Source organism: Celerinatantimonas yamalensis, assembly GCF_046054155.1.
In the GTDB taxonomy this organism is placed as follows: domain Bacteria; phylum Pseudomonadota; class Gammaproteobacteria; order Enterobacterales; family Celerinatantimonadaceae; genus Celerinatantimonas; species Celerinatantimonas yamalensis.
Map to the genome: position 1 here is coordinate 253,433 of NZ_JBEQCT010000001.1, position 19,891 is coordinate 273,323.

Genomic DNA, 19,891 nt, shown 5'->3' on the forward strand with positions numbered 1-19,891 from the left:
GTGCCATCTCAGTTAAAACATCGTTTGATCGGAACCATTGTGTTAGTTGCATTGTTGGTGATTATTTTGCCTGATCTATTTGATGGCAAAAAAGATCCGATCAAAGAGCAGTTCAGTGCAATTCCGTTTGCACCAGAGCCTGCCGATGAAAAGCCGTTGATGATTGATTTGAACAAGTCCGTTGTTGGCGCGCAAAAGGGCCAAACACAAGCCGTTAGCGCTAGCACCGAACAGCCAACTCAATCAAATCAAAGCGCATCGCAAGAGACTGCGGCGAAGGCTCTCGTTACATCGACGACTGCCTCTGACAGCAAAACGAGTGGGCAAGTGAAACCGATAGTCGCTGAAACACCAGCCAATACGTTTAAAGGCACCGGTTGGATTATTCAACTGGCTACATTGAAAAGTGCATCGAGTACTCAAGAGTTAATTGATAAGCTGCGTAAAGCCGGATATCAAGCACACAGTTATCCGAATCATCCGGTTGATGGTCAATTGAATCGGATTTTTGTTGGCCCTGAATTGTCGAAGAAAGATATCGAAGCACAATTAACTCAATTGAAAAAATTGACAGGGCTACAGGGGTTGGTACGTAAATTTGACCCACTGGATCATTGATTTTGACACAATGGACCAGCATGGCTATTTTAGTTTCATCATATACGTACAACATTCTGCTATTTTTCTGTTAGAATGCGAGGCGTTTTTTAGCGACGATAAGTTCTTTTATGAATTGGATCGATTATACCATTATTGGCGTTATAGTACTCTCAGCGCTAATCAGCTTAGTTCGTGGCTTTGTTAAAGAGGCTGTTTCGTTAGCAAGTTGGATTGCCGCTTTTTTTGTTGCCAGCCATTTTTATAGTGATGTGGCAACCTATTTTACCTTGATAGCTAATCCTTATTATCGAAGCGGCGCCGCTATTTTCTGCCTATTTATTGCGACGTTATTAATTGGTGCTTTGTGCAACTATGTGTTGTCACAATTAGTGAGCAGCACGGGTTTATCCGGGACAGATCGCGTGCTTGGCGTTTGTTTCGGTGGTATCCGAGGCGTCTTTGTCGTGTCTGCAATACTTTTTATGGTGTCATTTACCGCATTTGCCAAAGCGCCTTGGTGGCAGCATTCGCAACTGATTCCAGAATTTACTGTCATAGTACAGTGGTTCTTTGAGTTTTTAAAAAATTCATCGAGTTTTTTAACCCCCCAATAACTCTTGATAGCAAGAAGGATCCCCCTCATGTGTGGTATTGTCGGAATCGTCGGCTCAACTCCAGTTAATCAGAGCATCTATGATGCTCTAACTGTCCTGCAACATCGTGGACAGGATGCCGCTGGTATTGTGACTATCACTGATGGAAAATTTAAACAGCGTAAAGCTAATGGGTTGGTGCGCGATGTGTTTGAACTTCGCCATATGCAGCGTTTGCAAGGCGCTGTAGGCATCGGACATGTTCGTTATCCTACTGCTGGCAGTTCAAGTGCAGCGGAGGCCCAGCCTTTTTATGTCAACTCACCTTATGGTATTGCTCTGGCGCATAATGGTAATCTGACCAATGCTCATGAGCTCAAAGAGGTGATGTTCAAAAAAGCGCGGCGCCATATTAACACCACTTCAGATTCTGAAATTCTACTTAATTTGCTAGCCTATGAAATTGATAATGAGTTAGATCGCTGCGATGGTGAAATTGAAGCGAAAAACTTTTTTGCAGCGATTCGCCGTGTTAATCAACAAACGCGTGGTGCCTATGCGGTGGTTTCGCTAGTGATTGGTCATGGGATGCTCGCATTTCGCGACCCAAAAGGGATTCGCCCACTGGTGTTAGGTAAGCGCGTGACTGATGATGGTCATGCCGAGTATATGGTTGCCTCTGAAAGCGTCGCACTGGATGCGATTGGTTTTGAAGTACTTCGTGATATTGCACCAGGCGAAGCTATTTTTGTCAGCAATGATGGTCAGTTGTTTACTGATCAATGTGCTGAAAATCCGAGCTACCATCCGTGTATTTTTGAATACGTTTACTTTGCCCGTCCTGATTCGACAATTGATAAAATTTCAGTCTATGATGCGCGAGTGCGTATGGGCAACAAACTGGGTGAGAAGATCCAACGCGAATGGGATGACCTTGATATTGATGTCGTTATTCCAATTCCTGAAACATCGTGTGATGTCGCGCTGCAAATTGCTATGATGCTCAATTTGCCGTATCGCCAAGGGTTTGTGAAAAACCGCTATATTGGTCGCACATTTATTATGCCTGGGCAATCGCAGCGACGTAAATCAGTGCGGCGTAAACTTAATGCTATTAATGTTGAATTCAAAGGCAAAAATGTATTGTTAGTGGATGACTCGATTGTTCGTGGTACCACCTCTGAACAGATTATTGAAATGGCGCGTGAGGCGGGAGCAAAGAAAGTGTACTTTGCGTCAGCATCGCCGGAAATCCGCTTCCCGAATGTATATGGCATTGATATGCCATCAGCCAATGAGCTCATTGCCCATGGCCGCGAAGTGGATGAAATATGTCAGTTGATTGGTGCTGACGGACTCATTTATCAATCAATTGAAGATCTGGTTGCTGCTTGTCAAGAAGCTAATCCTGAAATACGTGAGTTTGAAACTTCAGTATTTACGGGTCGTTATGTGACGGATGATGTGGATCAACAGTACCTTGACTATATCGATCATTTACGTAATAACGATAGCAAAGAGGTCGCAGCGCAAGAAGAGGCGGCTAATTTGGAGCTATACAACGAAGACCATTAATTGCCCAAAGCTGTGTGATTGTCAAAAAGTCGTTCTTATGAACGGCTTTTTTGTTTTATGTCAAAGTGCTAAACAGATGCGCTAGAGCATTGTGTAGCGATGGTTGTAAGTTGCAGTGATCCTGTTTAGAGTCGTGGGCTGAACTCATTATTTAGGAGAGCACATGTCTATGCGCGCATTAGTCATTGATCATATCGATGATCAATATCACACCCAATTGCAGCAGATTGAGCCTGAACAACTCCCCGATGAACCTGTTAAAGTCAAAGTTTTGTATTCATCCTTGAATTATAAAGATGGTTTAGCGATTACTGGCAAAGGACCTGTAGTACGCTCATTTCCGATGGTTCCAGGGATTGACCTTGCCGGAGAGGTGATTGAGTCCAGTGATCCTGAATTTTCAGTAGGCGATCGCGTATTACTCAATGGCTGGGGGGTGGGTGAACGCTATTGGGGCGGACTTGCCGAGCAAGCGAATTTGCGTGCTAAATGGCTAATCCCGCTGCCAGATACACTAACGCCTGAACAAGCAATGTGGATTGGCACTGCCGGTTATACGGCGATGCTCTGCGTGATGGCCCTGCAACGTCATGGTCTTCAGCCTGAAGATGGCCCTATTTTAGTGACGGGTGCTGGCGGCGGTGTGGGGAGCTTTGCAATTCACTTTCTGAGTCAACTTGGCTATCACGTTATTGCAGTGAGTGGCCGCGCCGAATTAGAGCCCTATTTTACCAAACTTGGCGCGCAGCAGATGATGGCGCGAGACGAGTTAAGCCTACCTGGTAAGCCATTACAAAAAGAGCGATGGGCAGGTGCAATTGATTGTGTGGGCAGTCATACGCTCGTTAATGTTTGTGCCAGCATAAACTATGGTGGCATTGTAGCTTGCTGCGGGCTCGCCCAAGGGATGGACTTTCCCGCGAGTGTTGCGCCTTTTATCTTGCGTGGCGTGACATTAGCTGGAATTGACAGTGTGATGCGCCCTAAAGCCGACCGAATAGCCGCTTGGCAAAAAATTGCCGATGTGATGGATCCGACCATTTTGGCTGAAATTGGTCAAACTATCTCACTAGATGATGCGATTTCACAGGCTGAACAATTGCTCGCTGGTGCGGTGCGTGGTCGCTTAGCCGTTCAATTAGCTTAATGGCTTGACAGGCAATAAGGCTCAAAAGTAAATCATTGAGTCTTATGAGCCAGATAGGTGCCGATTAACCAGCATCTAGCGATTATTTATGCTGCTGTCCCGAGCCACCCATTCCAGTTTTATCTTAAAGCTATCAGTTAACCTACCTGTGAGTAGCGGTCTATCTGGCGCTAAGACATGTTTGTTTTATTGTGTAGCGATTCGGCGATGACATTAACGATGTAATCATGCCTTTGTGATTAGTTAGCGATTGAGCTAGACCCGTTTGAGCGATGGGTGCAGATCTGTGCCAATATGGTATTGAGATCTATATTATATTTTTACTCTATTGTTGCATCGGTGCGAGCGACTATAAGTATTGAACTATTTTATTCATCGATTAGCGATTCAATCATCGCTTGGCCGCAGTTGGCAGAGGTTTTATTGATTCGGATCAGAGATTAGATGGGCATCGGCAAGTTACTAAGAGAGGTCATATGCATCAATTGCAGTCAATTAGCTATCAAATTCGCTCCTTTCAAGAACAAGATTTCTTAGCACTACAAGCTATTTATCAACAAGGTGCCAGTGAAGGGTTAGCGACCATCCAGCCCCCTCTCACCAGTCATAAACGGTGGCAGAAAAGTATTGTGTCTGGCAGTTGTATTGTTGCCGAATGCAGCTCTAACATCATCGGGTGGGCAGCGTTTCGGCTTATGTCGAGTCGTCCAATCTATCGCGGTGTTGTTGAAGTCGAGCTATATGTTGATGAAAACTATCGCCGCCAAGGCGTCGGTTCAGCGCTATTAGCACAACTCGTCACGAATGCTAAATCGGCTGGTTATTGGACGCTCCAATCACTGATCTTTGCGAGCAATGAAGCGGCTTTACTGTTGCATCACCAAGCGGGGTTTACAGCGTTTGGAACCCGCACCAGTTTAGGTAAAATGCATAATCGTTGGCTAGATGTCGTCCTAATGGAGTGTCAACTCCATGCGAACGAGTTGTCTTAAAGGACATTTGCAAAGCACGGGTAACAAGCGCAATACAAGTGGTGAGCGCGGCAACCTACAATGATATGCGTGTTCTATCAACTGAAAATCGATTAAGTAGTAGTGCGGCTATAGTTGCCCCAAATGTTTGCCCAGGCAATCATGCTGTGCACAAATGATCATGGCGCTTGCAACGATAGCCATTCCTATCGAACCTAATAATTCCTTATGGATTTGATTGGACTAATGCCCAGCAAATGCTGCAATGATCACTGTTGCAATGGGCCAAGGGGTAAGAGTAAGCCAGTATTGAGCTCAGGTAATTCAATTGGCGCTGAAACAATTGCAAAGCGGCCATTGCCCAGTGCCAAAAAGGTGCCGATGGAAAACGATTTTTAGGTGATCGTCATGTCAGTAATAAAATGGGACTTATGAAAAAATTTATATCAGATTGTTTGTTGCCAGAGGAAATATTGATGAGCACAGGGAATAAATAATGATATATATCAATCGGTAATCTGAGTTTAAAAGACTTTGATGGACCGACGAAATAATTTTAAATTAGTGATTGTTTTTATGACGGTGGCTGTTATAATGAATTTAGCTTGAAAGTTAAGTTATTTATATCCACCATTTCGAAGTACCTAGAAAGTCCTCGTCCTGTAGTTGTAAGTAATTTGTTGCACTTCATGCTAATGCATAGCGTTTGGTGAACATACTAAACGCAAAGAAACATCAAGATATTAAGTTTAGGAAAAATTATGTCAAATACAGTGACTGGTACAGTTAAATGGTTCAACGAATCTAAAGGTTTTGGTTTCATCGAACAGGCTAATGGCCCAGACGTTTTCGCTCATTTCAGCGCAATCGTTGGTGATGGTTTCAAAACTTTGGCTGAAGGCCAGCGCGTTGAGTTTGTCGTAACTCAAGGTAAAAAAGGCCCACAGGCTGAAAACATCGTTGCTCTATAAGAGTCGATTGTTTTGAATGATAAAAGGTCGCCATGAAGCGGCCTTTTTTGATCGTAAATTTTACCCTCAATATCGAAATCCCCTTCTATAGGGTCATTATTTGATCTATCGCTCGCACATTTTAGCTATATATATAGATAATATAGCTACAATTTACCAAGCGGATCTGCATCACCTTTCCTGTTATTACTCTCTTCTATAGTTACCTTTGATATCGATGAGTCATTCATTTTTCTCATAAATCGAGAAAAAATATAGATGCATCGTTATCCAAGCGCGTTTGTAAAAGCCATATTATTCAGTTGTCATATAGCTGCGTTCAAGGAAAGGGCAAAAAGCCAATGTTTGGGCTGATTAATTTGATGAGAATGATAAAGCTGTTCGTCTGATCCGGTTAGGCCCAAGGGTGTTGTTCACAACAACAATATCAAAACGAGGGATAGACAATGCAAGCAATCGTTTCTGCTCGAAAAATAGCACTGGGTATTATCACCGTGCTGAGTTTAGTTCTTGCGCCAATAGCACAGGCGCTAACAGTTGGGTTTTCACAAATTGGTTCAGAAAGTGGGTGGCGAACTGCTGAAACTCAGTCGATTAAATCCGTCGCCCAGCAACGGGGCATCACTTTAAAGTTCTCTGATGCCCAACAAAAACAAGAGAACCAGATCAAAGCAATTCGCTCATTTATTGCACAGCGTGTGGATGCCATCATCCTTGCCCCTGTTGTAGAAACTGGATGGGACCAAGTTTTGCGTGAAGCAAAACGCGCTCATATTCCAGTCTTTCTAGTGGATCGCGGTGTGAAAGTACGTGATAGCAACCTTTATGTCACTAAAATCGCTTCAGACTTTGTCGAAGAAGGGCGTTTAGCAGGGGCTTGGTTAGCGGGTAAAACGAGTGGCCATTGCAAAATTGTTGAATTGCAAGGCACTGTTGGATCGAGTGCTGCGATCGATCGTAAAAAAGGGTTTGCTAATATCATCGATCTCTTTCCACGAATGAGTATCATCCGTTCCCAAAGTGGGGATTTCACTCGTAGTGGTGGCAAAAATGTCATGGAAAGCTTCTTAAAATCTGAAAATGGTGGCAAAACCATCTGTGCGGTGTACTCACACAATGATGATATGGCTTTGGGTGCTATTCAGGCGATTCAAGAAGCGGGTCTAAAACCAAGTAAAGATATCCTCATTATCTCCATTGATGGGGTTCCCGATATCTTTAAAGCAATGATGGACGGACAAACCAACGCAACTATCGAACTCAAGTCAGCTCTGGGTGAACCTGCCTTTGATGCGATTAAAGACTATTTAGCAGGTAAAAAATTGCCTAAATGGATTAAAACCCAAGGCGACCTCTATCTGCCTGATACTGCCAAAGCACAATATGAAAGTCGGACAGCGATGTAGTTCATAATGGCTTGAGTAAATAGGAGATAAACAGTGTCTAATCCAATTTTGCGTCTTGAGCACATTGATAAGATTTTCACAGGTGTGCATGCGTTAGATAATGTTAGTTTAGATGTTCAAGCTGGCGAAGTTCATGCATTGCTTGGGGAAAATGGTGCGGGTAAATCGACGTTGATTAAGGTCATGACAGGTGTCTATCCTTATGATGGAGGCCGGATGTCTTTATCCGGCCAAGCCTATCAGCCTAAATCATCAGCGGATGCGCAAGCGCATGGCGTAAGCACTGTTTATCAGGAAGTGAATCTGATCCCCACCTTAACGGTGGCCAGTAATCTCTTTTTAGAGCGTCAACCGAAACGGTGGGGACTCATCAATTGGAAACAAGTGCATCTGCAATCGATTAAGCTGCTCCAACGATTAAAGCTTGATATCGATGTACAAAGGCCTTTGGGCTCCTATTCGATTGCTATTCAGCAGTTGGTCGCGATTGCCAGAGCGCTGGCCGTTGATGCCAAGATATTAATTTTAGATGAACCGACAGCCAGCCTAGATGCTCATGAAGTTGAGATCCTATTTAGTTTAATTCGTGAACTCAAAAGCCAGGGTATGGCAATCGTTTTCGTGACGCACTTCCTTGATCAAGTTTATGCAATTAGCGACAAGATCACAGTGCTGCGCAATGGATGCCATGTGGCAACCCGCGAAACTGCGCAGTTACCACAGCTTGAGTTGGTGTCGTTAATGCTCGGTAAGGCTGTTGAAGCGCATCTACCGAAGAAAAAATCAGCCCAGAAAAGATCTGACGTACCGTTTTTAGCTGTTAAAGGTCTTGCTAAAAAACGGATGCTCGAACCTCTCGATCTGCATGTCCATGCTGGCGAGGTTTTGGGACTGGCTGGTTTATTGGGGTCTGGACGTAGTGAAACGGTGAACTTGATCTTCGGCGCCGTACGTGCGGATCAAGGGAAAATGACTATTGATGGTCAGTTGCAGCGGATCCGCTCTCCTAGGCAAGCTATTCGCTTAGGATTGGGATTTTGCCCTGAAGATCGCCGTCATGACGGTTTGATTGATGAGTTATCGGTTCGTGAGAATATTATTTTAGCGCTACAAGCAAGGCTTGGATGGCTCCATCCAATAAGCGAAGCGAAGCAATGTAAACTGGCTGATGAGATGATCCAATCGCTTGGGATTGCAACACCGGATTCGCAAAAGCCCGCTGGACAATTAAGCGGTGGTAATCAACAAAAAGTGATTCTCGCCCGCTGGCTTGTTGCCAACCCCAAATTACTGATCTTGGACGAACCAACACGTGGGATTGATATCGGTGCGCATGCCGAAATTGTCGCGTTGATCCGTCGTTTGTGTGAAGAACAAGGCATGGCACTGTTGGTTGTGTCTTCAGAGCTCGATGAAGTGGTGACCATTAGCGATCGGATATTGGTGCTTCGGGATCATCATCAAGCGGCGCTACTGGAAGGTGACCAAGTGACTCAGAAACAGATAGTTGAGGCGATTGCATCATGAGTGATATGACTGAACCTCGCCAAGTACCCCAACGATCTACATCGCGATGGGGAAATGGCTTGTTACGTAAAGCGACACTGCCGATTACCGCATTGATTTTAATTTTAGTCGTAGACGCGATACTCACCCCTAACTTCTTTGATTTATCAGTTGTGAACGGTCATCTTTATGGCAGCTTAGTTGATATTTTTTATCGCGGTGCACCACTTATTCTAATGTCCGTTGGCATGTCTGTAGTGATCGCCACTGGCGGGATTGATTTATCCGTAGGGGCGGTTGCCGCAATTGCAGGTGCCGTGATGGCCGTTATGATTGATGGAGGGACTTATCCAGGGTGGGTCATTGTGTTGGCGACACTGGTAACCGGATTAGTTTGTGGACTTTGGAATGGTCTACTCGTCGCGTATTTAAAAATCCAACCGATTATCGCGACGCTGATTTTGATGGTGGCTGGACGCGGTGTTGCACAGATGATTACTGGTGGACAGATTGTCACCTTCCATAGCCAGTTGTTTAGCTTATTAGGCGAAGGCTATCTGGCTGGATTGCCCATGCGAGTGGTATTGGTCACTACTGCTGTCATTGTGATTATCTTATTTATACGTCGCTCTGCTTTAGGTCTATTTGTTGAAGCGGTTGGCGGGAATGTTTCTGCGAGCCGTTTTGCGGGGATAGATAGCCGCAGCATCCTCATTGGTGCCTATCTGTTGTGTGGTTTGTGCGCCGGATTTGCTGGGATGATCTTAACGGCGGATATTAGCGGAGCAGACTCCAATAATGCGGGTTTATGGATGGAGATGGATGCTATTTTGGCGGTCGTGATCGGGGGAGGGTCTCTAGCTGGCGGGCGGTTTTCACTGATTTTAACCGTATTAGGGGCCGTGGTCATTCAAACGTTGACCATCTCTATTTTATTCAGTGGCTTACCTGCTGAATATACGCTGCTAGTTAAAGCGGTTGTGATTGTTCTTATTTTGCTGATCCAATCACCTCAGATGAAACAAAAAGTCATCGCAAAATGGAGGGGACGTCATGCGCGTTGATAAATGGATTTCAGTGATCGCCACACTGGTGGTACTGCTGCTGTTGTATGGTTATGGCGGGATCAAGTATCCCCATTTTGCTTCTACATTAGTCATTGGTAACTTACTCACCGATAATGCGTTTATTATTATCGCTGGGGTCGGGATGACGCTGGTGATATTGACTGGCGGGATTGATTTATCGGTAGGTTCGATGATCGCTTTTGTCGGTGTTTTAAGCGCAACATTGATCACCTCGTATCACTGGCATCCGTTGTATGCGATGGCTTTTGCGCTAGTGTTAAGTAGTGCATTCGGTGCTTTGATGGGCTATTTGATCGACGCGTTCGATCTGCAGCCATTTATTGTCACACTCTCAGGCATGTTTTTTTTACGAGGGCTTGCCTTTGTGTTAAGCCTGCAATCAGTTCCAATTTCTGTGCCCTTTGTTGATGAAATTGCTTCCTTTGCCATTCCATTGCCTGGGCGGGGTTGGCTCAGTGCTTCGGCGCTAATTATGTTAGCGGTGTTAGCGTTAGGTATCGTCGTGGCGCACTTTACGCGCTTTGGGAATAACGTGTATGCGGTTGGCGGGGATAGAGCATCAGCTGAACTTTTAGGCGTGCCAATTCGTAAAACATTAGTAGGTGTTTACGCCTTTTCTGGTTTTACCAGTGGTATGGCTGGGGTGGTTTATACCTTGTATACCTCATCAGGCTACCCGTTGGCAGCCGTTGGGGTCGAGCTCGATGTGATTGCTGCGGTGGTTATCGGCGGCACGTTATTAACTGGGGGTGTAGGGTTTGTGATTGGGACTTTACTGGGGGGATTAATTCAAGGCGTGATTCAAACGATCATCACTTTTGACGGAACGCTAAATAGCTGGTGGACTAAAATTGTCATTGGATTTTTGCTGTTCGTCTTTATTGTCTTGCAACGTTTGCTTACACGTTCGTTTGGCGTCGCTTCAACCAGCCCGGCTTAAGTGTTGAATGGATACGAAATCAGAGAACTATGCCAGCAAAAGGATTTGATGGTATAGTTCTATTATTCGTTCTATCAAAATATGATGATGTTAAGTCAATCACAGCAACAACAATATTTAAGCTACCTTCAGCAAGATATTCAGCCTCCTTCGCGCTGTTATTTATCGGCACTACATCAGGCACATTTGCAGCGAATTGCGTTTGAAAATCTTGATATTCTGCGCGATCAACCTATCTGCTTAAATATGGATCAGCTGCTCGATAAGTTTATTTGTCAGCATCGTGGCGGGCTTTGTTTTGAGCTTAACTATGCGTTTGGATTATTGCTTAAATCATTGGGTTTTTCGGTGCAATGGCTGAGTGCCGAGGTGTGGGATGGGGAGCAATTTGGCTCTGAAGTCGATCATCTATTTTTGCGACTGGATATCGATGACAGTGCAGTGATTGCGGATGTTGGTTTTGGTTGTAGCTACTTAACGCCGCTGCAATTGCAAATGAACAGCGAGCAGGGCACACACCGTTTGATTCAGCAACACGGCTATTGGGTGTGGCAAAAAAGGCATGCGACTCAGCACTGGCAGCCATGTTATCGCTTTAGGCTAAACGAGCATCCCATTGAACGGTTTTACCCGCTGTTAGCGCAATGCTTGGATGAAACATCTTTATTTAAACAACGACTTATTTGTTCGCGAGCCACGCCAAGCGGGCGTGTTTCAATTCGCAATAATCAATTTACTCAGACTCAAGATGGCGTTCAGATTAAACGCCACATTTTCAGCCAAGCGCTCTTTGAAAGTATATTAATGGAGCATTTTGGTTTTAAACTGCCTAGCGGCGTGCAACTTTCTGCATTTGGCATCGATAGATAACCTATTAAGAGATAATGGAAGTACTGTGATACATCAACATAAAGAGCAACTATGAACAAGGGAACATTAACTTTTTTCTGTGGCAAAATGGGGGCAGGAAAGTCTACCAAAGCTATTGAAATCACACAGTATAACAACGCAGTACTGCTTTCAGAGGATGAATGGCTGGCGTCACTGTACCCAAATAAGATCGCATTACTAACCGACTATATTGAATATTCAAATCTATTGAAACCACCGATTAAAAAACTGGTTCAATCCATGTTGTCTGCGGGAACCAATGTGGTGATGGATTTCCCGGCCAATACGCGTTCACAAAGAGATTGGTTCCGGGGGATCTTCTCAGAGGTCGACGCTCCCCATCATTTGATTTACATCGACTTGCCAAATGAAGTCTGTTTAAAACAGATTGAAAAAAGAAGCAAAGCACAGCCTGAAAGAGTAGCAACCGATACACCGCATATGTTTGAGCAGGTTACAAAGCATTTTGTGGCACCAACATCCAAAGAAGGTTTTCATACAACCCTAGTGACACAAAATACCTAACAAAGCACTTTTAATCTGCCAAGTCTAAGAAAATGATTCGCCCTAATTTTTTTGAACGCATAAATAAGGAATTATATTCAATGGGTTAGGGCAATCAATTAAATGCTGTTATGGCGGCGTCGCAGTATAAGGTTTACGCGCGATCATTACTGCACGTTTAGGCGCTGGATGGCCTTCAACGGTTTGGCTTGGATCGTCTGGGTTTAAAAATTGCGCGAGTGACTCATTGGTCATCCACTCAGTGCTACGCTGCTCTTCGGTTGAGGTGACACTCACATCGACACAGCGTACCTGTTCAAAGCCGCACTTCTCAAGCCAGAGCTTAAGCGCTGCGACACTTGGTAAAAACCACACATTGTTCATTTTGGCGTAGCGCTCGGGCGGGGTGAGGGTAGTTTGTTCATCACCCTCTACGACAAGTGTTTCCAGAACTAGTTCGCCGCCTTCGACTAATTGTTCTTTAAGCTGAAAAATATGATCAATTGGGGAGCGGCGGTGGTAGAGCACGCCCATGGAAAAGACGGTATTAAAGGCAGTGAGCGCCGGGAGCTGTTCAATCCCAAGGGGGAGTAAATGGATATTTTGCGGCGCGCCCGCTAAATGGCGAATTGCTTCAAATTGTGCTAAAAACAGTGACGATGGGTCAATTCCAACTACAAATTTAGCACCCGCGCCCAGCATGCGCCACATATGATAACCATTGCCACAGCCGACATCTAATACATGGCGATTGGCCAGCGGACTAATATGTTCAGCCAAACGTTCCCACTTCCAGTCACTGCGCCACTCGGTATCAATCTCAAAGTCAAAGACTCGATAAGGTCCTTTGCGCCATGGATGGTAGCTGCGCAGTAAGTTTTCAACGCGACGCTTTTCACCATCAATCAATCGAGGGTGGGCGTTAATGGTAACGCTGTCGCTGAGCTCAATGGCCGCACCGCTTTGATCGGGGAGTTTATCTAAGACGCGCTCCCAACTGGGCAATAAACCATGGGCTTGTTCATCACGCCATACTTTAAGCTGGCCTGGTAGTACTTCTAACCAATGGGCCAGTGGGCTTTGTGCTATTTGTGCATAAAAGCGGCCAAATTCAATCATTTTGATCTCCTTTGATCGCAATAAATGAGACAAAGTTAAAACACTGGAACCATGCGCTCGCATGGGCAAATCCGGCTGTTTTAAACCGCATGATGTGCGCATCTAACGTGTCGGTGAGTAGCACATTTTCAATAGCCGTGCGCTTTTGACTAATCTCAAGCTCGCTATAACCATTGGCTCGTTTAAAATCCAGATGCAGATCGTTTAGTACCGATTGCACCGGTGAATCAGTGAAGTGTACTTTTTCGCTGACGACTAACATCGCGCCGGGCAACATCCCTTGATAGATAGCGTGGATCAGTGCATCTCGCTCAGCTTGGGGGATAAACTGCAAGGTAAAATTAAGAACGACCACGCTAGCATTTACAATGCTGACATCCTGAATGTTGGCACAAATCAGCTGTACAGGGGTATCACTACGATAGGCATCTAGATGGCTTTGGCAGCGCTCGATCATTGGCTCAGAGTTATCAACACCAATGATCTCACAACCACTGTGGCTGATATTTCGGCGCATCATCAGTGTTGCACCACCGAGTGAGCAGCCTAAATCATAGAGCCTAGAGTCTGCTTGGTGATATTGTCCGGTGAGCTTGCCGATAACATCCAAAATGGTGCTATAGCCGGGAACCGAACGTTGGATCATATCTGGAAAAACTTCGACCACTTGTTGATCAAAGCGAAAGTTACCGACTTGAGCGATAGGTTGGGCGAAGATATTATCTGAGCGATGCATGAGTTTAATCTAACTACCATTAAAGCTATTAATAGGTGCACAATCGTGCAAACGGCGGCATTTTACCGCGCTTTGGCTAAACTGTCTTGTCTGTTTAAATGCTGTTTGTCCAAAGTGATGTAATAACCACCTTCTTTCTGCTATCGCTGCGCCAACACGTAGTTTAATCCACCGAGAATGGCAGCGACTTGGGCCTTGTTGCATTGACTTGGGGTTGCTTTGGGGCTATCGGGATAGACCTCGGTGGTGGCGTGAAACTGGCAATCACTCAAACTACCGCATAACCCTAATTTAGCCATTGGGTAGAGAATCACGCCCGGTTGCACCACTTTTTCACCGATAATTAGCCCTTGATCATCGGAAGGGGCAATGTGAGTGACTTTTGCGACTGAATCGATAATGGCTCGCTGAAACTCAAGTGTTGGTTTGGCGCTATCGGCTACCAGATAAAAACCATCGGGTATGCTGTCTGCTTCATAAGGCTTGCCTTGTTTGGCGGCGAGGGCAGGGCGAAACTCTTGTTCGTCACTGTCGGTGGTTTCATGTAGATCAATATGGAACCAGATTGGCTCGTCTTGCGCCTGAATGTAGGCCATCAGCTGAGCCGATTCGGGCACTGGTGAATCCTGATAAAACGAGCGGTTCGGGTCAATTGCCTCAGGGTTCCAGCGTTGGATGTGCTCATATCCCCAGGGACTAACACAAGGCGTGATGATGATATTAACGTGTTGTTGGTAGTCGCTTATATGTTCACGAGCAAAGCACAAAGCACCTTGCACGCCGCTCGTTTCGTAGCCATGTACGCCGCCAGTAATCAAAATAGTAGGGCGGTTGCGTTGCCAAATGGCACTTTTGATCGCCAGCAATGGATAATGCTCAGCATAGTTAAGCTCACCGTATTGCTCAATGACACAACTCTCTGGCAACTGGTCAATTTTGCTGATCACTTCATTATTGTAGCTGCGTTGTTTCACCTGCGCGCTTCGCCACGCAGCAATTTCAGCTACGCCCCAAGGGGTTCCAGCTTGACCAATCGGATAGGATGATGACATAACGTTTGCCTTAGCTCGAATATAGAAGCCACAGGGTAGGAGTGTTTTAAATGGGTTGCAACTTTTTGTTGGTTAAGCCAAGGTGGCCGAGGAATTCGAGGATAGCTATTCTGTTTTCGCAATAAAATCCTTTATAATGACACCTTGGTATGCCTAGTTGGGCTGGGTCTTCGTCTTTAAGCATTGCTTAATCTCAGCTTTCGCTGGCCAACAGGCTAAATCGGTTTTTTAATCTGCAACGGGAAGGCGTTATGCGCACTGTGTACTGTGGACAAGTCACATCTGAATATGAGGGCCAGGAAATTGATCTGGTCGGTTGGGTTAATCGACGTCGTGATTTAGGTGGCGTTATCTTCATCGATTTGCGTGATCGTGAAGGGATTGTTCAGGTCGTCTTTGATCCGGATCGTGATGATAGTTTCACGGTTGCCAATACCTTGCGTAACGAGTTTTGCGTGCAATTACGCGGTAAAGTACGTCCTCGCCCAGAAGGGCAAGTGAATACAGATATGACAACCGGCGCGATCGAAGTGCTTGGATTAGAGCTTGAAATTCTTAACCGCTCGGCACCATTGCCTCTTGATAGTAATCAAGAAAATAGCGAAGAGCTGCGTCTGAAATATCGCTATTTGGATTTACGTCGTCCTGAGATGACGCAGCGATTAATGTTCCGCGCTAAAGTAACCAGCTTTATTCGACGTTTTATGGACGGTCACGGCTTTTTGGATATTGAAACACCAATGTTGACCAAAGCGACGCCTGAGGGGGCTCGCGATTATTTAGTGCCAAGTCGAACCAACCGCGGTAAGTTTTTTGCGCTGCCACAATCCCCGCAGATCTTTAAGCAATTGTTGATGGTCTCGGGGATGGATCGCTACTATCAGATTGTTAAATGTTTCCGTGATGAAGATTTGCGTGCGGATCGCCAGCCAGAATTCACTCAAGTGGATATTGAAACATCTTTCATGACCAGCGATGAAGTTCGTGAAGTCACAGAAGCGTTACTTCGTAACCTGTTTAATCAGCTATTAAATGTTGATTTGGGCGATTTTCCAATTATGACGTGGCATGACGCAATGCGTTTGTATGGCAGCGATAAACCAGATTTACGAAACCCGATGCAGTTTATTGATGTTGCTGACTTATTGAAAGACGTTGAGTTTAAGGTTTTTGCTGGCCCTGCTAATGACCCGAAAGGGCGGGTGGCAATGCTTTGTGTGCCAGGAGGGGCGCAGTTATCTCGTAAACAATTAGATGAATACACCAAATATATTGGTAAATATGGTGCTAAAGGCATGGCATGGATGAAAATCAATGATGTCAGTGCCGGATCTGAAGGTGTTCAGTCACCGGTGGCTAAGTTCTTAACTGCCGATATTATCGAAGCACTGATTAAACGGGCAAATGCCCAATCTGGTGATATTCTGCTCTTTGGTGCCGATAGCTACAATATTGTGTGTGATGCCATCGGCGCTCTGCGGCTGAAAGTGGGTGAAGATCTGGGGCTGGTTGAACAAGGTTGGAAACCATTGTGGGTGGTTGATTTCCCAATGTTTGAAGAATCGGATGGTCGCCTATGGGCGATGCATCACCCATTTACCGCACCGGTCCCCGGCGTTACAGCGCAACAATTGCGTGAAAATCCAGCTAATATCTTATCTAATGCTTATGACGTTGTACTGAATGGTTTCGAAATCGGTGGTGGTTCGGTACGTATTCACCAACAAGAGATGCAGTCGGCTGCATTTGAAGCGTTAGGGATTAGCGAAGAAGAAGCGCAGGATAAATTTGGCTTCTTATTGCAGGCACTGCAATTTGGTGCGCCACCACATGCCGGCCTTGCATTAGGCTTAGACCGGTTAGTGATGTTGATGACTGGTGCCGCGAATATTCGTGAAGTGATGGCATTTCCTAAAACGACTACGGCTGGGTGCCCGTTAACCAATGCGCCAAGCCCTGCTAATCCAGAAGTTTTACAAGAATTAGGTATTGCTCTCGTTGCTAAAGAAAACGACGACGCCTAACCTCTTGTGATTCCTTTAGGCTAAGGCGCTGCCTTAGCCTGTCTTAAGCTCATGTTCTGAGTATCGAATAATGATCAGATTGTGAATGATCTGAGATAAAAAATATAAAAAACAGAAGTGGAGTACCGTTATGGCAGGTCATAGTAAATGGGCCAATATTAAACATCGCAAAGCTGCACAAGATGCCAAACGAGGGAAGGTCTTTACCAAGTTAATTCGAGAGCTGACGACCTCAGCCCGTGAAGGTGGAGCCGACGCTGATAGTAATCCTCGGCTGCGAGCGGCAATTGATAAGGCATTATCAAACAATATGACGCGTGATACGATTGATCGCGCGATCAAACGCGGCGCCGGTGAGCTTGATGGTCAGCAACTTGAAACGGTTATTTATGAAGGGTATGGACCTGGTGGTACGGCGGTGATGGTCGAATGCATGACCGATAACCGTAATCGTACTGCTGGTAGTGTGCGCCATGCGTTTAGTAAAAGTGGTGGGAATCTAGGTACGGATGGCTCAGTTGCTTATCTTTTTGATAAAAAAGGGGTCATCAACTATGCACCAGGATTAGATGAAGAATCGGTGATGGAAGCCGCCATTGAAGCAGGTGCTGAAGATATTATCAGCAATGATGATGGAAGTATTGACGTATACACTACACCGGAAACGTTTGGTCATGTCAAAGATGCTTTAGATCGAGCCGAATTAGTCGCAGAGAACGCTGAAGTGACGATGGTGCCGTCAACTGCCGCTGAGCTTGATGAACAGACTGCACCAAAATTAATGCGTTTGATTGATATGCTTGAAGATGATGATGATGTGCAAGAGGTATATCACAATGCTGAGATCTCCGATGAGATCATGGAAACCCTCGACTAATGGCAGTTATTTTAGGAATTGACCCCGGCTCGCGTTTGACTGGGTTTGGGGTGATCCGTTATCAACATGGTCAAGCGCAATACCTTGGCAGTGGTTGTATTCGTATGCAAACTGAAGCGGCGTTGCCACAGCGGCTGAAAACGATTTATCAAGGTGTGAGCGAGGTCATCACCCAATACCAACCGGATGAATTTGCCATTGAGCAGGTCTTTATGGCACACAACCCTGATTCGGCGTTGAAACTAGGGCAAGCCCGCGGCGCGGCGATTGTGGCGGCAGTGAATCAAGATCTACCGGTGTTTGAGTACTCTGCGCGGCAGATCAAACAGGCTGTCGTCGGAACTGGGGGCGCTGAAAAAAACCAAGTGCAACAGATGGTCATGCACATGCTCAAACTCAACGCGACGCCGCAAGCGGATGCAGCGGATGCGCTGGCCGTGGCATTGTGTCATGCCCATACGAACCAAAGCATGATTAATATGGCAGGGCAGGCTCGAAAAACAGTTCGTCGTCGACTTCGCTAGTGAAGTTGTCAATTTGTGTCGAAGTTGTTGATCTAATAGCCTGCTTTGTGACCGTTTTTTCTTTGCCGCGCTTATTGGTTTATCTATATGTGCTAGTACCAGTGATGATGAGTGTATCGAACGATGATGGCGTTTAGGCCGATTTTGCCGAGTAAACTGGCTTTCTAGCATGAAGATAACGGCGTCATTAACTTAAATTGATAACACTAAGGTGATCTTTGTGAAAATTGCAGTTTTAGATGATTATCAGAATGTTGTTAAAACGCTGGACTGCTTCTCTATTCTTAATGGCCATGATGTTAGCGTTTTTAATCAAGCCTGTTTAGATGTTAATGAGTTAGCTATGAAATTGGCTAATGTTGACGCGTTAGTTTTGATTCGAGAACGTACCCAAGTTACTGACGAGCTGTTGTCAAAACTTCCAAACCTTAAACTCATTAGTCAAACCGGAAAAGTCAGTAATCATTTGAATGTGGCTTTATGTCAGCAATATGGGGTTTCTGTTGCGCAAGGGATTGGTTCACCCGTTGCACCCTCGGAGCTGTGTTGGGCTCTTATTATGGCCGCATCAAGAAATATTCCTGAATACGTTGTTAATCTTTCATGTTCTCAGTGGCAGCAAGCGAGTGGGCTAGGATTAGGTCGAACATTGAATGGGTTAACGCTAGGCATTTGGGGCTACGGAAAAATTGGTCAGCGTATAGCACAGTATGCCAAAGCCTTTGGTCTGTCGGTTATGATTTGGGGAAGTGACACCTCGCGAGTGTTGGCTGAAGAGCATGGTTTTATTGCAGCGACATCTCAGCGGGAGTTTTTTGCCAGTTCAGATATCGTTTCACTTCATTTAAGGTTGAATGAGACAACGCGAGGGTGCGTGACGGCTGCCGATTTATCGGTGATGAAATCAGATTCATTATTTGTTAATACCAGCCGAGCGGAGTTGGTTGAATCTCTTGCGCTATACAATGAAATGCTCTCCCATCCTACAAAACGAGCCGCTTTGGATGTGTTTGCAGTTGAACCTGCCACTGATCAAAATGAGCCATTATTGTCGCTGCCGAATGTGCTTTGCTCGCCCCATCTTGGGTATGTCACTAAAAGCAGCTATGAGCTCTATTTTAAAGTGGCATTTGAAAACGTCGTCGCTTTTGCGCAAGGCCAACCCCAAAATTTAGTTAGGTAATGGCTACTAGAACAAAATGCCCAGTCGAGCTGCGCCGGTTATGTAAAGCAGAAGCCCTCGATTGAACGATGAGAAGGACCTAATTGCAGGCTCAATCTGAGTAGATAGCAATCATTACAGATAGTTGTTAGGATTATCGGTGATCATCCATTAGGGGATGTATCGATAGATAACGAATATGGAT

The 19,891-nt window shown here is 45.4% G+C and carries 19 protein-coding genes; 16 read left to right on the forward strand and 3 right to left on the reverse strand.

Going from position 1 to position 19,891, the window contains the following annotated elements:
• The 12 genes from ABUE30_RS01250 (at position 1) to ABUE30_RS01305 (ending at position 12,213) form a co-directional block, all read left to right on the forward strand.
• Positions 1–618: an SPOR domain-containing protein gene (locus ABUE30_RS01250; protein WP_408621870.1), complete on the forward strand. Its 618-nt coding sequence runs from the start codon at positions 1–3 to the stop codon at positions 616–618.
• Positions 619–728: 110 nt separating this feature from the next.
• Entirely contained in the window at positions 729–1,214 is a 486-nt protein-coding gene (locus tag ABUE30_RS01255; protein WP_408621871.1) for a CvpA family protein, read from the forward strand.
• 27 nt (positions 1,215–1,241) lie between these two features.
• Entirely contained in the window at positions 1,242–2,768 is a 1,527-nt protein-coding gene (purF, locus tag ABUE30_RS01260) for an amidophosphoribosyltransferase (RefSeq protein ID WP_408621872.1), read from the forward strand.
• Positions 2,769–2,931: 163 nt separating this feature from the next.
• On the forward strand, positions 2,932–3,915 hold the full coding sequence (gene acuI / locus ABUE30_RS01265; protein WP_408621873.1) for an acrylyl-CoA reductase (NADPH): 984 nt from the start codon (positions 2,932–2,934) through the stop codon (positions 3,913–3,915).
• 476 nt (positions 3,916–4,391) lie between these two features.
• The gene (locus ABUE30_RS01270; protein WP_408621874.1) at positions 4,392–4,907 is read left to right on the forward strand and encodes a GNAT family N-acetyltransferase; all 516 of its coding nucleotides are present in this window, start codon (positions 4,392–4,394) and stop codon (positions 4,905–4,907) included.
• 740 nt (positions 4,908–5,647) lie between these two features.
• Entirely contained in the window at positions 5,648–5,857 is a 210-nt protein-coding gene (locus tag ABUE30_RS01275; RefSeq protein WP_408621875.1) for a cold-shock protein, read from the forward strand.
• Positions 5,858–6,303: 446 nt separating this feature from the next.
• Positions 6,304–7,263, forward strand: a complete 960-nt coding sequence (locus tag ABUE30_RS01280) for an ABC transporter substrate-binding protein (RefSeq protein WP_408621876.1) — start codon at positions 6,304–6,306, stop codon at positions 7,261–7,263.
• A 33-nt stretch (positions 7,264–7,296) separates the two neighbouring features.
• On the forward strand, positions 7,297–8,790 hold the full coding sequence (locus ABUE30_RS01285) for a sugar ABC transporter ATP-binding protein (protein WP_408621877.1): 1,494 nt from the start codon (positions 7,297–7,299) through the stop codon (positions 8,788–8,790).
• A 5-nt stretch (positions 8,791–8,795) separates the two neighbouring features.
• A complete protein-coding gene (locus ABUE30_RS01290; RefSeq protein WP_408622511.1) occupies positions 8,796–9,833 on the forward strand; it encodes an ABC transporter permease in 1,038 nt (345 codons plus the stop codon).
• Positions 9,823–10,797, forward strand: a complete 975-nt coding sequence (yjfF, locus tag ABUE30_RS01295) for a galactofuranose ABC transporter, permease protein YjfF (RefSeq protein WP_408621878.1) — start codon at positions 9,823–9,825, stop codon at positions 10,795–10,797. The genes ABUE30_RS01290 and yjfF overlap by 11 nt, the downstream gene beginning before the upstream one ends.
• Before the next feature lie 87 nt (positions 10,798–10,884).
• The gene (locus ABUE30_RS01300; RefSeq protein WP_408621879.1) at positions 10,885–11,667 is read left to right on the forward strand and encodes an arylamine N-acetyltransferase family protein; all 783 of its coding nucleotides are present in this window, start codon (positions 10,885–10,887) and stop codon (positions 11,665–11,667) included.
• A gap of 51 nt (positions 11,668–11,718) precedes the next feature.
• Positions 11,719–12,213, forward strand: a complete 495-nt coding sequence (locus ABUE30_RS01305) for an AAA family ATPase (RefSeq protein ID WP_408621880.1) — start codon at positions 11,719–11,721, stop codon at positions 12,211–12,213.
• A 108-nt stretch (positions 12,214–12,321) separates the two neighbouring features.
• On the opposite strand, the gene cmoB is transcribed toward ABUE30_RS01305, so the two are convergent.
• From cmoB to ABUE30_RS01320, 3 genes are all read right to left on the reverse strand, one after another.
• Positions 12,322–13,311, reverse strand: coding sequence for a tRNA 5-methoxyuridine(34)/uridine 5-oxyacetic acid(34) synthase CmoB (gene cmoB, locus ABUE30_RS01310; protein ID WP_408621881.1), 990 nt, complete (start codon positions 13,309–13,311; stop codon positions 12,322–12,324).
• Positions 13,304–14,047 (reverse strand): carboxy-S-adenosyl-L-methionine synthase CmoA, encoded by a 744-nt coding sequence (gene cmoA, locus ABUE30_RS01315; protein WP_408621882.1) that lies wholly within the window; start codon positions 14,045–14,047, stop codon positions 13,304–13,306. The genes cmoB and cmoA overlap by 8 nt, the downstream gene beginning before the upstream one ends.
• Before the next feature lie 140 nt (positions 14,048–14,187).
• Positions 14,188–15,099 carry a M14 family metallopeptidase gene (locus tag ABUE30_RS01320; protein ID WP_408621883.1) on the reverse strand — a complete coding sequence of 304 codons (912 nt, stop codon included), beginning with the start codon at positions 15,097–15,099 and terminating at the stop codon, positions 14,188–14,190.
• A 251-nt stretch (positions 15,100–15,350) separates the two neighbouring features.
• Here ABUE30_RS01320 and aspS point away from each other — a divergent pair, with 251 nt between their 5' ends.
• The 4 genes from aspS to ABUE30_RS01340 all read left to right on the forward strand — a co-directional run bounded on the left by aspS (position 15,351) and on the right by ABUE30_RS01340 (position 19,707).
• Entirely contained in the window at positions 15,351–17,123 is a 1,773-nt protein-coding gene (gene aspS, locus ABUE30_RS01325) for an aspartate--tRNA ligase (RefSeq protein ID WP_408621884.1), read from the forward strand.
• A 130-nt stretch (positions 17,124–17,253) separates the two neighbouring features.
• A complete protein-coding gene (locus ABUE30_RS01330; RefSeq protein WP_408621885.1) occupies positions 17,254–18,000 on the forward strand; it encodes a YebC/PmpR family DNA-binding transcriptional regulator in 747 nt (248 codons plus the stop codon).
• Entirely contained in the window at positions 18,000–18,524 is a 525-nt protein-coding gene (gene ruvC, locus ABUE30_RS01335; protein ID WP_408621886.1) for a crossover junction endodeoxyribonuclease RuvC, read from the forward strand. The genes ABUE30_RS01330 and ruvC overlap by 1 nt, the downstream gene beginning before the upstream one ends.
• Before the next feature lie 220 nt (positions 18,525–18,744).
• Positions 18,745–19,707: a D-2-hydroxyacid dehydrogenase family protein gene (locus tag ABUE30_RS01340; RefSeq protein ID WP_408621887.1), complete on the forward strand. Its 963-nt coding sequence runs from the start codon at positions 18,745–18,747 to the stop codon at positions 19,705–19,707.
• The last annotated feature ends 184 nt before the right edge of the window (positions 19,708–19,891 follow it).

Excerpts from the sequence above, each read along its gene's own strand:
- ABUE30_RS01305 (WP_408621880.1), top strand. The coding sequence starts at position 11,719 with ATGAACAAGGGAACATTAACTTTTTTCTGTGGCAAAATGGGGGCAGGA.
- aspS (WP_408621884.1), top strand. The coding sequence starts at position 15,351 with ATGCGCACTGTGTACTGTGGACAAGTCACATCTGAATATGAGGGCCAG.
- cmoA (WP_408621882.1), bottom strand. The coding sequence starts at position 14,047 with ATGCATCGCTCAGATAATATCTTCGCCCAACCTATCGCTCAAGTCGGT.
- ruvC (WP_408621886.1), top strand. The coding sequence starts at position 18,000 with ATGGCAGTTATTTTAGGAATTGACCCCGGCTCGCGTTTGACTGGGTTT.
- ABUE30_RS01275 (WP_408621875.1), top strand. The coding sequence starts at position 5,648 with ATGTCAAATACAGTGACTGGTACAGTTAAATGGTTCAACGAATCTAAA.
- cmoB (WP_408621881.1), bottom strand. The coding sequence starts at position 13,311 with ATGATTGAATTTGGCCGCTTTTATGCACAAATAGCACAAAGCCCACTG.
- purF (WP_408621872.1), top strand. The coding sequence starts at position 1,242 with ATGTGTGGTATTGTCGGAATCGTCGGCTCAACTCCAGTTAATCAGAGC.
- ABUE30_RS01290 (WP_408622511.1), top strand. The coding sequence starts at position 8,796 with ATGACTGAACCTCGCCAAGTACCCCAACGATCTACATCGCGATGGGGA.
- ABUE30_RS01300 (WP_408621879.1), top strand. The coding sequence starts at position 10,885 with ATGTTAAGTCAATCACAGCAACAACAATATTTAAGCTACCTTCAGCAA.
- ABUE30_RS01320 (WP_408621883.1), bottom strand. The coding sequence starts at position 15,099 with ATGTCATCATCCTATCCGATTGGTCAAGCTGGAACCCCTTGGGGCGTA.
- ABUE30_RS01255 (WP_408621871.1), top strand. The coding sequence starts at position 729 with ATGAATTGGATCGATTATACCATTATTGGCGTTATAGTACTCTCAGCG.
- acuI (WP_408621873.1), top strand. The coding sequence starts at position 2,932 with ATGTCTATGCGCGCATTAGTCATTGATCATATCGATGATCAATATCAC.
- ABUE30_RS01280 (WP_408621876.1), top strand. The coding sequence starts at position 6,304 with ATGCAAGCAATCGTTTCTGCTCGAAAAATAGCACTGGGTATTATCACC.
- yjfF (WP_408621878.1), top strand. The coding sequence starts at position 9,823 with ATGCGCGTTGATAAATGGATTTCAGTGATCGCCACACTGGTGGTACTG.
- ABUE30_RS01330 (WP_408621885.1), top strand. The coding sequence starts at position 17,254 with ATGGCAGGTCATAGTAAATGGGCCAATATTAAACATCGCAAAGCTGCA.
- ABUE30_RS01270 (WP_408621874.1), top strand. The coding sequence starts at position 4,392 with ATGCATCAATTGCAGTCAATTAGCTATCAAATTCGCTCCTTTCAAGAA.